At 42.6% G+C, this 11,331-nt stretch carries 12 protein-coding genes; 8 read left to right on the forward strand and 4 right to left on the reverse strand.

Going from position 1 to position 11,331, the window contains the following annotated elements:
• The first annotated feature begins 5 nt into the window (after positions 1-5).
• Entirely contained in the window at positions 6-911 is a 906-nt protein-coding gene (locus BWR56_RS03330) for a DMT family transporter (protein WP_071850827.1), read from the forward strand.
• Between the two features lie 44 nt (positions 912-955).
• Here the strand turns inward: BWR56_RS03330 and BWR56_RS03335 are convergent, their stop codons facing one another.
• Together BWR56_RS03335 and rsmG are read right to left on the reverse strand one after the other, a co-directional pair.
• Positions 956-2,239 carry a uracil-xanthine permease family protein gene (locus BWR56_RS03335; RefSeq protein WP_049506041.1) on the reverse strand — a complete coding sequence of 428 codons (1,284 nt, stop codon included), beginning with the start codon at positions 2,237-2,239 and terminating at the stop codon, positions 956-958.
• Between the two features lie 403 nt (positions 2,240-2,642).
• Positions 2,643-3,356 (reverse strand): 16S rRNA (guanine(527)-N(7))-methyltransferase RsmG, encoded by a 714-nt coding sequence (gene rsmG, locus BWR56_RS03340; protein WP_049506039.1) that lies wholly within the window; start codon positions 3,354-3,356, stop codon positions 2,643-2,645.
• Between the two features lie 93 nt (positions 3,357-3,449).
• On the opposite strand from rsmG, the gene BWR56_RS03345 reads away from it, so the two are divergent.
• Both BWR56_RS03345 and htpX read left to right on the forward strand, forming a co-directional pair.
• Positions 3,450-4,010: a LemA family protein gene (locus tag BWR56_RS03345; RefSeq protein ID WP_000219840.1), complete on the forward strand. Its 561-nt coding sequence runs from the start codon at positions 3,450-3,452 to the stop codon at positions 4,008-4,010.
• A 1-nt stretch (position 4,011) separates the two neighbouring features.
• The gene (htpX, locus tag BWR56_RS03350; protein WP_049506037.1) at positions 4,012-4,911 is read left to right on the forward strand and encodes a zinc metalloprotease HtpX; all 900 of its coding nucleotides are present in this window, start codon (positions 4,012-4,014) and stop codon (positions 4,909-4,911) included.
• Positions 4,912-4,957: 46 nt separating this feature from the next.
• On the opposite strand, the gene BWR56_RS03355 is transcribed toward htpX, so the two are convergent.
• Positions 4,958-6,517 carry an ATP-binding cassette domain-containing protein gene (locus tag BWR56_RS03355; protein ID WP_076984458.1) on the reverse strand — a complete coding sequence of 520 codons (1,560 nt, stop codon included), beginning with the start codon at positions 6,515-6,517 and terminating at the stop codon, positions 4,958-4,960.
• A 332-nt stretch (positions 6,518-6,849) separates the two neighbouring features.
• Entirely contained in the window at positions 6,850-7,179 is a 330-nt protein-coding gene (locus BWR56_RS03360; protein ID WP_076984459.1) for a helicase BlpT, read from the reverse strand.
• Positions 7,180-7,347: 168 nt separating this feature from the next.
• Here BWR56_RS03360 and BWR56_RS03365 point away from each other — a divergent pair, with 168 nt between their 5' ends.
• From BWR56_RS03365 to BWR56_RS03385, 5 genes are all read left to right on the forward strand, one after another.
• Complete coding sequence (locus tag BWR56_RS03365) at positions 7,348-7,890, forward strand: YceD family protein (protein ID WP_076984460.1); 543 nt, start codon at positions 7,348-7,350, stop codon at positions 7,888-7,890.
• Positions 7,891-8,520: an endonuclease III gene (gene nth / locus BWR56_RS03370; RefSeq protein ID WP_000244432.1), complete on the forward strand. Its 630-nt coding sequence runs from the start codon at positions 7,891-7,893 to the stop codon at positions 8,518-8,520.
• A 210-nt stretch (positions 8,521-8,730) separates the two neighbouring features.
• A complete protein-coding gene (pyrR, locus tag BWR56_RS03375; protein WP_000850018.1) occupies positions 8,731-9,252 on the forward strand; it encodes a bifunctional pyr operon transcriptional regulator/uracil phosphoribosyltransferase PyrR in 522 nt (173 codons plus the stop codon).
• An 18-nt stretch (positions 9,253-9,270) separates the two neighbouring features.
• On the forward strand, positions 9,271-10,194 hold the full coding sequence (locus BWR56_RS03380; protein ID WP_070696987.1) for an aspartate carbamoyltransferase catalytic subunit: 924 nt from the start codon (positions 9,271-9,273) through the stop codon (positions 10,192-10,194).
• 49 nt (positions 10,195-10,243) lie between these two features.
• A complete protein-coding gene (locus tag BWR56_RS03385) occupies positions 10,244-11,323 on the forward strand; it encodes a carbamoyl phosphate synthase small subunit (protein ID WP_000166847.1) in 1,080 nt (359 codons plus the stop codon).
• Positions 11,324-11,331 lie beyond the last annotated feature (8 nt).

Raw genomic sequence — 11,331 nt, forward strand, 5'->3', positions numbered from 1 at the left:
GAAGCATGTCAAAAAACGTAAAAGGAACTCTGTATACAGTAGTGGCAGGGATTGCTTGGGGCTTGTCTGGAACCAGTGGCCAATACCTGATGGCACACGGGATTTCCGCTCTAGTCTTGACCAATCTGCGGCTTATCATTGCAGGCTTGGCACTGGTAGCCTTATCGTATATGACTTCAAAGGATAAACTCTATGCTTTTTTAAAAGACAGAAAAAGTCTACTATCTCTTTTGCTATTTGCCCTGTTTGGACTTTTCTTAAACCAGTTTGCCTATCTTTCTGCCATTCAGGAAACCAATGCTGGAACTGCGACAGTTCTCCAGTATGTATGCCCCGTTGGGATTTTGGTTTATACCTGTATGAAAGATAAGGTAGCTCCGACACTGGCTGAGATTATTTCGATTGGTTTAGCAATTGGAGGAACTTTTCTGATCGCGACGCATGGGGAACTTGACCAGTTGTCTGTCACACCTGCTGGACTTTTCTGGGGCCTCTTTTCTGCCCTAACCTATGCCCTCTATATCATCCTTCCCATCGTTTTGATTAAGAAGTGGGGCAGTATTTCGGTGATTGGTGTCGGGATGGTTATTTCTGGTGTAGTGGCTCTTCCCTTTACAGGAGTCTTACGGGCCAGCATACCGACTAGCTTAGATTTTCTCTTTGCATTTGCTGGGATTATCATCATCGGAACGGTCTTTGCCTATACAGCTTTCCTAAAGGGAGCTAGTCTGATAGGCCCTGTTAAGTCTAGTTTATTGGCTTCCATAGAGCCAATTTCTGCCGTTTTCTTTGCCTTTCTGATTATGAAGGAACAGTTTTATTTGATTGATTTTGTCGGTATGGCCATGATTTTACTAGCCGTGACCATTATTTCATTGAAAGATTTACTGCTGGAAATAAAGAGTAAGTAATTAAAAAATCCACTCAATCGAGTGGATTTTGTGTGTATAGATGATTAGTCTTTATTTTCGTGTGGCAAAATCAAGTTTAAGATGATTCCTGTCATGGCTGATAGAGCAGTACCTGAAAGTGTAACTGGTCCAAGTTTGAGGATGGCTCCACCAAGTCCAAGTACCAACATGGCACTTGCGATGATGAGGTTACGCATTTGACTGAAGTCAACGCGCTCTTTAATCAAAACTTTTAGACCGTTGCTGGCGATAACTCCGTAGAGAAGGATGGACATGCCACCAAGCACAGCATTTGGAATGGTTGAAATCAAGGCAGTGAATTTACCTAGGAAGCTAAGAGCAATGGCGATGAAGGCCGCGTTACGGATAACAGAGACAGAAGCGATACGAGTCATCCCGATAACTCCTGTATTTTCTCCGTAAGTCGTATTAGCTGGTCCACCGAGGAAAGCAGATACTGATGTCGCGATACCGTCACCGAGAAGGGTACGGTGAAGTCCTGGTTCTTTTAGGAATTGACGGCCACAGATTTGACTCAAAACTGTGTGATCTCCGATGTGTTCTGAAATTGTTACGATTGCGATTGGCAAGATGGCGATTGTTTCAGGACCGAAGTACAAGTTGTACTCTTTAAAGGCTCCACCTGTACTAAATGGCAAGTAGAAACCAGGAATTTCAAACCAGTTGGCTTGAAGGACTGGGGTAAAGTCAACCAAACCAAGCATCATAGCGAAGATATACCCACCGATGATGGCAAAGAGGAAAGGAATGATACGGAGGAAACCTTTTCCTTTTGTGTTGATAAAGGCTGCAATCAAGAATGTAACAACGGCTACAAGAGCATTTTTCCAGTTTCCGTCTGCCACAAGTCCAGCATTCGTTACAGCAGAACCAGCAAGACCAAGACCGATAACGATGATCATAGGTCCGATAATGATTGGTGGCAAGAGTTTATCAATCCATTTCGTACCTGCAAAACGAACACTTGCTGCTACAAGGACATAGACAAAACCAGTCAGGATAACTCCAGTTTGAGCAGCAGAGACATCGCCTCCCATTTCTTTCATGGCTAGAGACATAGCTGTGATAAAGGCGAATGAAGAACCTAGATAAACTGGAACCTTAAAGCCAGTAGAAATCATGTAGATAAGTGTTCCAATACCGGATGCGAAGAGAGCAACCGATACGGGCATTCCCAAAATTAAGGGAACGAGAATGGTTGCACCAAACATGGCAAATACGTGCTGGAAGCTTAGAAGAATACCTTTACCAGCAGAAGGACGTTGATCAACGTCTAGTAACAAGTCAACAGTTGATTCCTGTTTCATAAAAACCTCACTTTTGGGCACCAAAAAAGAGCCCATTATTTTGCAGCAATAGGCCCTCAGAGTAAGACTTTTTAAAAAATAGCTATCTTTTAAAAATTTATATAAATCTGCGCCTTCGTCACCTCACAGGATGACATTAAAAACCTTTGCTTGTGATAGTATAGCAGAAAAAAATGATTTTGTAAATCATTTTTTCCCGAGCCCAGAAATACGAGAGCGGGGTCCGTTTTGTAAACGAATTTTTCCCGAGCCCAGAAATAAGAAAGCGAGGTTTGATTTTGTAAATCATTTTTTCCCGAGCCCGGAAATGCGAGAGCGAGGTTTGATTTTGTAAATCATTTTTTCCCGAGCCAAGAAATGTAAGAGCGAGGCGAACTTTGTATACATTTTTTTACTAAAAAATTTAAAGAGGGCGTTTATTGGGCATGCCAGCTTTTCTTGGATATTTATTTGGAGTCTCTTTTTTCTTTTCGACCACAGTGATATAACGCGGATCTCCATTTGGTAGGGCGTAGCTGAGATTATCCTCAACCTTGCTAAAGAGGAGATTGAGGGCGTTCTTGGCTTCTAGCAATTCCTCGGGCGCATTGCTGGCCTTGAGTGCCAATAGTTTTCCACCGACTTTAAGATAGGGAATGGTCAGTTCAGACAAGATCTGCATACGGGCAACCGCACGAGCTGTCACCATATCAAACTGGGCACGGAAGTTCTTGTCTTGGGCAAAGTCTTCTGCCCGCCCATGGTAGAAGTGAACACCATCCAAATCCAACTCCTGAGCCAAAAGCTGAAGGAAGTTGATGCGCTTATTTAGCGAATCAATGATGGTCACATCTAAATGAGGATAGAGGATTTTCATAGGAAGACTAGGAAATCCTGCTCCAGCTCCGATATCAAGAAGTTTGATAGTTTCATTAGGAATCAAACCTTGAAGGATGGGTGCAATCGAATCATAAAAATGTTTAAGATAGACTTCTTCTTTGTCTGTAATAGCGGTCAGGTTAATCTTTTCATTCCACTCGACCAAGAGTTCAAAATACCGTTCAAATTGTTCTTTTTGCTGGTCTGAAAGTGAAAGGTTTTGCTCCGCTAGCAAGTCGTAAAATGTTTCTGGTTTCATAGTCGTTTCCTTCTCTAGTATCACCTTATTTTACCATATTCATTAAAATTTTGATATACTGGTAGTAATCTAAAAGCAGAAAGGAATAAGATTATGACTTGGATTATTCTTGGAGTTTTGGCTCTGATTGTTATTTTTGTGATTGTTAGCTATAACGGTTTGGTTAAAAATCGTATGCAGACCAAGGAGGCTTGGAGCCAGATCGATGTTCAGTTGAAGCGTCGTAATGATCTGCTCCCAAACTTGATTGAAACAGTCAAAGGCTATGCAAAATATGAAGGTTCTACCTTGGAAAAAGTGACAGAACTTCGTAGACAAGTAGCCGCAGCAACCTCGCCAGCTGAAGCGATGAAGGCCAGTGATGCCCTTACCCGCCAGATTTCCGGTATCTTTGCAGTTGCAGAGAATTACCCAGATTTGAAAGCTAGCGCTAACTTTATCAAATTACAAGAAGAGTTGACCAATACAGAAAATAAAATTTCCTACTCACGCCAACTCTACAACAGTGTTGTCAGCAACTACAATGTAAAACTAGAAAGCTTCCCAAGCAATGTCATCGCAGGTCTATTTGGCTTTAAAGCTGCGGACTTCCTTCAAACACCTGAAGAGGAAAAGGCAGTTCCTAAAGTTGACTTTAGCGGTTTAGGTGACTAAGATGTTGTTTGATCAAATTGCGAGCAATAAACGAAAAACCTGGATTTTGTTGCTGGTTTTCTTCCTACTCTTGGCCTTGGTTGGTTATGCCGTTGGCTATCTCTTCATGCGATCAGGTCTTGGGGGGATGATCATAGCCCTAATCATTGGTCTTGTCTATGCCTTAACCATGATCTTTCAATCAACAGAGATTGTCATGTCTATGAATGGGGCGCGTGAGGTTGATGAACAAACGGCACCAGACCTCTACCATGTAGTGGAAGATATGGCCATGGTTGCTCAGATCCCTATGCCACGTGTTTTCATCATTGAGGATTCTTCTTTAAATGCCTTTGCAACAGGTTCGAATCCGCAGAATGCAGCAGTAGCGGCTACTTCGGGTCTCCTAGCCATCATGAATCGTGAGGAGCTAGAAGCGGTCATGGGTCATGAAGTCAGTCATATCCGAAACTACGATATCCGCATTTCGACCATTGCTGTTGCTCTTGCTAGTGCTATTACCCTGCTATCTAGTATGGCTGGTCGGATGATGTGGTGGGGTGGCGCAGGTCGAAGACGGAGCGATAATGATCGTGATGGAAATGGTTTGGAGATTATCATGCTTGTTATCTCTCTCCTAGCCATTGTTCTGGCACCTCTCGCAGCAACCTTGGTACAACTAGCCATTTCCCGTCAGAGGGAATTTCTGGCGGATGCGTCCAGTGTGGAGCTGACTCGCAATCCTCAAGGGATGATCAATGCCTTGCGCAAGTTGGACAATAGCGAGCCGATGCATCACCATGTCGATGATGCCAGCAGCGCTCTGTATATCAATGATCCTAAGAAAGGTGGCGGACTTCAAAAACTCTTTTATACCCACCCACCTATCTCAGAACGAATCGAACGCTTGAAACACATGTAAAAAAAAATCCAGAGAGATTTCTCTGGATTTTTGCTATATTCAACATTTATAAATCTTGTAAATCAACAACTTCCAAACCATTTTCTGTCAAACGATAGATACTCGTACAGACCTCCTTTAAGAAGCGTCTGTCATGCGAAACAGTGATTAGACCGCCTGGATAGGAGGCAAAGAGTTTTCTGATTTTGGGTTGAGAAGTGGGAGAAAAATTACGTGTAGGCTCATCCAGAAGGAGAAAGTTTGGTTTGCGCAACACTAAATCCAAAAGTAGGAGTTTACCTTGTTGCCCGCCAGATAGGGAGCGGATTTGGTGGTGCATCTCTGGATAGCTGAAATTGAGACTGGCTAGGTGAGATTGGATTTTCTGTAGTTCCTCTTTTTGTCCAGTGTGGCTGAGGTAGGCTACTGGAGATAGATCCAATTGTAGTTTTTTATGGTAATCTTGTGGCATAAAACTAAGTGAAATCTCTCTTTTGGCGCTGAGCAGTTGTTGCAACTTGGCTAACAGAGTTGATTTCCCAACACCATTTGGCCCGATGATACCGATTTTATCTTGGCCACGGACTGTTAGTCGTAACTCCTGAGCTAAAATGCGCTTGCCAATGAATAAATTTTCTTTTTCCAGTTGGATTAAGACTTTAGAAGCCGGTAATGGTTGGATGTCTGAAAAGAAAAGTTGGATTTGTTCCTCTTCAAGTGGCTTTTGGGTCATGGACTGAGCTTCCTTTTCAAAGCGTTTTTCTTGAGAGAGAACAGTTTTCATCTTTTTAGCCAATAGGCGACCGGCAGTACTGTCTTTGGTAGCTCGAAGTGCAGTTTCTACATTTTGCTTGACGCGACGATGCTTTTCCATGGTTTTGTCATAGGCTCTCTGGTCGTTAGCAGCTTGCTGGCTTTGTCTTGCAAAATTTGCCTTTCTTTGTTCACTATAGCGATCATAGTCTAAATGCTCGACTAGCGTTTCCGCTTCTTTTCGGTGCTTGACCAGTCGCAAGTGGACAATAGTATCTGCCGTATGAGAAAGAAAGTCTTCATCATGGGAAATGAAAATAACAGTTTGCCTAATCTTTCGAATCTGACCTTTTAGCCAATCAACCGTCTCAAGGTCTAGGTCATTTGAAGGTTCATCCAAAAATAGAATCTCAAAGGGTTTGGCTAACTCGTGGATGAGCTGAATTTTCAAAGCTTCGCCCCCTGATAGACTGCCAATCTCTTGGTCGCTAGCAAAACGGTCGCTATCAAAGTGCAACTCCTCCGCCAAACGATAAAGAATACTGTAGTCTAAATCAGCAGAATCTAAAAAGAAGTAGTCATGTAGAGTCCTATTTTTCAGGATTTCAGGGATTTTTTGAGGAATGCATGCCAGTGATTGAAGGTCAGACTGGATGTCGCCCTTGATAGTAAAATCAGATAATGCTTCCCCCATTAAAGCTCGTAGTAAAGTCGATTTACCATTTCCTTCTTCACCAATAATAGCAACCTTTTCCCCGTCTTGGATAGTCATGCTTAGGTCAGATACAAGATCTCGTAGATCTTTGTTTTGCGTGATAGTTAGATGATTGATTTTTATCATATTGTTGCCCTTTCTAGAATGTCGATAGTGCATAACAAAAAGCTCTACTTTATCTAGTAGAGCCCAAAGTCACTGTCAAAACTCTATTATCCTCGTTGAAAAAACTCGTCAAACTAGCTTGGAGCTGCCTAACCCAACCCAAGAGGAGCATAGCTTTCTAGTTTTTTGATTTTCAATGAGGACAAGATACTAGAAAATCTAGTATGAAAAGAGCACACAAAAAGAGACAAAAACAAGATCTACTAAATAAAGATTCTTTATTTGATAGACTTAGTTGTTCATGTCTCCCTTACCTCCGAGTATTAGTACCTCTATCCTATACCTTTCAGGAAATTTTGTCAATAGAAAACAAGTGATTTCAAGCTCTAAAAACCGAAAACAGGTCCATAGAGAGTCAATACGTGTTTGACATGTTCGTAGTGGAACTTGTCATAGTTGCGCCAAGCAGTACGAGCTTGATCGTTTAGTTTTAGGCTCCCTAGTCCAATCAGAAGACTGGTGCGTTGGTAAAATTTCTCAAGGTCGATTAAGATACTGTTGTCCAGCTTTTCTGCTTTTTTTAGTTCCTCAAGAGTGGTGTTCAGCAGCTCTTGCAGTCGAAGATCATCGGCTGTTCCTTGTTTGCAGCTTTGGTAGCTTTTATTTAACTCGGAAAGGAGTTGGTAAGCTTCAGTGATGAGTATTTTGTCTTCCATATGAGCATCCTCCTTGCTCTGATGTATTCTTGCCTATAGTATAGCACTAATAGGAAAGCTTGTCATAGTAAATATGTTAAAAAATGAGATTTCAATCTCAAAGTTTGGGAGGCTGACTTGTAGCATTTTCATGGTATAATCAAGTGAGTACATCTTTATGGAGGAAATATGAAGTTAAACATTCAAGAAATTCGTAAGCAACCTGAAGGCCTACATTTTGAACAAGCTTTAGACCTGGCAGCAGACTTGCGTAAACGGAACCAAGAGATTTTAGATGTCAAAGATATCCTTGCAGTGGGGAAGGTACAGTACGAAGACCGTCTGTATTTCTTAGACTATCAGTTGTCATATACCATTGTCCTTGCTTCCAGCCGCAGTATGGAGCCAGTTGAGTTGGCTGAGTCTTATCCAGTCACAGAGGTCTTCATGGAAGGAGCGACCAACCAACTGGACCAGGAGGTTCTTGATGATGACTTGGTCTTGCCTATCGAAAATGGGGAAATCGACCTTGCTGAGAGCGTAGCAGATAATATCTTGCTCAATATCCCAATCAAGGTCTTGACGGCAGAAGAAGAGGCTGGCCAAGGGTTTGTGTCTGGAAATGACTGGCAAATCATGACTGAGGACGAATACCAAGCTCAACAAGCAGTCAAGAAAGAAGAAAACAGTCCATTTGCTGGCTTGCAAGAACTGTTTGATGGAGACGAGTAGATGGTTTTATCCAAGAAACGTGCCCGTCATGTCATTGAGGAAATTATTGCCCTTTTTCCAGATGCCAAACCAAGTCTAGATTTTCGCAATCATTTTGAACTCTTGGTTGCGGTGATGTTGTCAGCTCAGACGACAGATGCAGCGGTAAATAAGGCCACGCCAGGTCTCTTTGCTGCTTTTCCAACACCACAAGCCATGTCTGTCGCGACTGAAAGTGAAATTGCTTCACACATTTCTCGTCTGGGACTGTATCGAAATAAGGCTAAATTCCTTAAAAAATGTGCTCAACAATTACTAGATGATTTTGACGGGCAAGTACCTCAGACTCGAGAGGAATTAGAAAGTCTAGCGGGTGTTGGTCGTAAAACAGCAAATGTCGTCATGAGTGTGGGGTTTGGAATCCCAGCCTTCGCAGTCGATACTCATGTGGAGCGTATTTGCAAACATCACGATATCGTTAAAAAATCAGCTACGCCACTTGAAGTAGAAAAACGTGTCATGGACGTCCTACCACCAGAAGAGTGGTTAGCAGCCCACCAGGCCATGATTTACTTTGGACGAGCTATCTGTCATCCCAAAAATCCAGAATGCGATCACTATCCCCAATTATATGATTTTAGTAATGTTTAAGCGGACTCTGAAAAAGTTTTTGCTTGATTTTAAGGGTGCTTTGTGCTATAGTAAATGGTAACTAAATAGTCCTTTAAACCTGTCCCGTGAGGCAGGCAAGGAGCGCGATAAAGTAGAAGGGTGAAGTCTATACTGTTTATAGTAGGGCTCGCTTGGCTATACATTTCAAGTCTCCTTGTAGAAGGAGACTTTTCTTTTTGGAGGTTTGTCATGAAGACAAAAGAAGTTGTAGACGAATTGACTGTCAAACGAGCGATTACGCGAATTACTTATGAGATTATTGAGCGCAATAAAGATTTGAATAAAATTATCCTAGCTGGGATAAAAACGCGTGGTGTTTTCATCGCTCATCGTATCAAAGAACGCTTGGAGCAGTTGGAAAACATCACTGTTCCTGTTGTGGAATTGGACACCAAGCCTTTCCGTGATGATGTTAAAAGCGGAGAAGATACTTCTTTGATTTCTGTTGATGTGACAGACCGTGAAGTTATCTTGGTGGATGATGTACTCTATACAGGCCGTACCATCCGTGCTGCTATTGATAACATTGTCGGCCATGGTCGTCCTGCGCGCGTGAGTCTTGCGGTGCTAGTTGACCGTGGACATAGAGAATTGCCTATCCGTCCAGATTACGTTGGGAAAAATATCCCAACCAGTCGTTCTGAAGAAATCATCGTAGAGATGACAGAACTTGATGGCCAAGACAGAGTTCTGATTACTGAAGAAGCTTAGAAAGCTGAAGGAGTAGCCATGTCAGAAAATCAACAAGCATTGAACCATGTGGTTTCCATGGAAGACCTTACAGTTGATCAAGTGATGAAATTGATTAAACGAGGAATCGAGTTTAAAAACGGAGCCCAACTTCCCTACGAGAACAAACCTATCGTATCGAATCTCTTCTTTGAAGATTCTACACGGACACATAAGTCCTTTGAAGTGGCAGAGATTAAGCTAGGGTTGGAGCGACTAGACTTTGATGTGAAGACTAGTTCGGTCAATAAGGGTGAGACACTGTATGATACTATCTTGACCCTATCTGCTCTAGGAGTGGATGTCTGTGTGATTCGCCACCCAGAGGTTGACTATTACAGAGAGTTGATTGCGAGTCCGTCGATTACAACTTCTATTATCAATGGTGGTGATGGTTCGGGACAACATCCTAGCCAGAGCTTGCTTGATTTGATGACTATTTATGAGGAATTTGGCCACTTTGAGGGTCTCAAGGTTGCTATTGCAGGCGACTTGGACCACTCACGCGTTGCCAAATCCAATATGCAAATTTTGAAACGCTTGGGAGCTGAACTGTACTTTGCAGGACCTGAGGAATGGAGAAGTCAAGAGTTTGCGGACTATGGACAGTTTGTAACTATTGATGAGATTGTTGATCAGGTGGATGTTTTGATGTTACTCCGCGTTCAACATGAACGCCATGAAAGTGGAGCTGTTTTTTCAAAAGAAGACTACCATGCTCAACACGGCTTGAACCAAGAACGCTATAATCGCTTAAAAGAAACAGCAATCATTATGCATCCTGCTCCAGTGAATCGAGATGTGGAAATTGCTGACCACTTGGTTGAAGCGCCAAAATCACGCATTGTCCAACAAATGACCAATGGTGTCTTTGTTCGAATGGCAATCTTAGAATCCGTATTGGCGAGTAGAAACGCCAACTAAAACACAAGACGTTAAAAGACGCCAGTGAGCGTCCACGAGAGGTGAAAATATGACAAAAAGACTTCTAGTATTAGAAGATGGTACAGTTTTTGAAGGCAAGGCCTTCGGAGCAGATATTGATGTAACAGGCGAAATCGTCTTTAATACAGGGATGACCGGCTACCAAGAATCCATTACAGACCAGTCTTATAATGGACAAATCTTGACCTTTACTTATCCTTTGGTAGGAAATTATGGCATTAACCGTGATGATTATGAATCCATCATTCCAACTTGTAAGGGAGTTGTCGTTTTTGAAGAGGCGCGTCGAGCTAGCAACTGGCGCAACCAAATGACCTTGGATGAATTTTTGAAAGCCAAGAAAATTCCAGGTATTTCAGGGATTGATACGCGTGCCCTTACTAAGATTATCCGTAAGCATGGTACGATGCGTGCAACCTTGACTCACGTCGGGGACAGTATGGACCATGTGACGGACCAGCTCCAAGCAACAGTCTTGCCAACAGACAATATCAAACAGGTTTCTACTAAAACTTCCTATCCAGCTCCAGGAGTTGGTTTGAGTGTGGTCTTAGTAGACTTTGGTCTCAAGCACTCAATCTTACGTGAACTTTCTAAGCGTAACTGTAACGTTACGGTTGTTCCTTATTCAACAACAGCGGAAGAAATTCTCCACCTAAATCCTGATGGAGTTATGTTGTCAAATGGTCCAGGTAACCCAGAAGATGTTCCAGAAGCACTAGACATGATTCGTGGTGTGCAAGGGAAAATTCCAATTTTCGGTATTTGTATGGGACACCAACTCTTTGCTATGGCAAACGGGGCGAAGACCTACAAGATGAAATTTGGTCACCGTGGATTTAACCACGCGGTACGTGAAATTGCAACAGGACGCGTAGACTTTACCAGCCAAAACCACGGTTATGCAGTTAGCCGTGAGGACTTGCCAGAGCATTTGATCATTACCCACGAAGAAATCAATGACAAGTCAGTTGAAGGAGTTCGCCACAGATACCAACCAGGTTTCTCTGTTCAATTCCACCCAGATGCAGCTCCCGGCCCACACGACGCTAGCTACCTCTTTGACGAATTTATCGAGATGATGGAAGCTTTTAAACAAGCAAACTAAGAACGAGT

Origin of the sequence: Streptococcus oralis, from assembly GCF_001983955.1 — a bacterium.
GTDB classification, from domain to species: Bacteria; Bacillota; Bacilli; order Lactobacillales; family Streptococcaceae; genus Streptococcus; species Streptococcus jiangnanensis.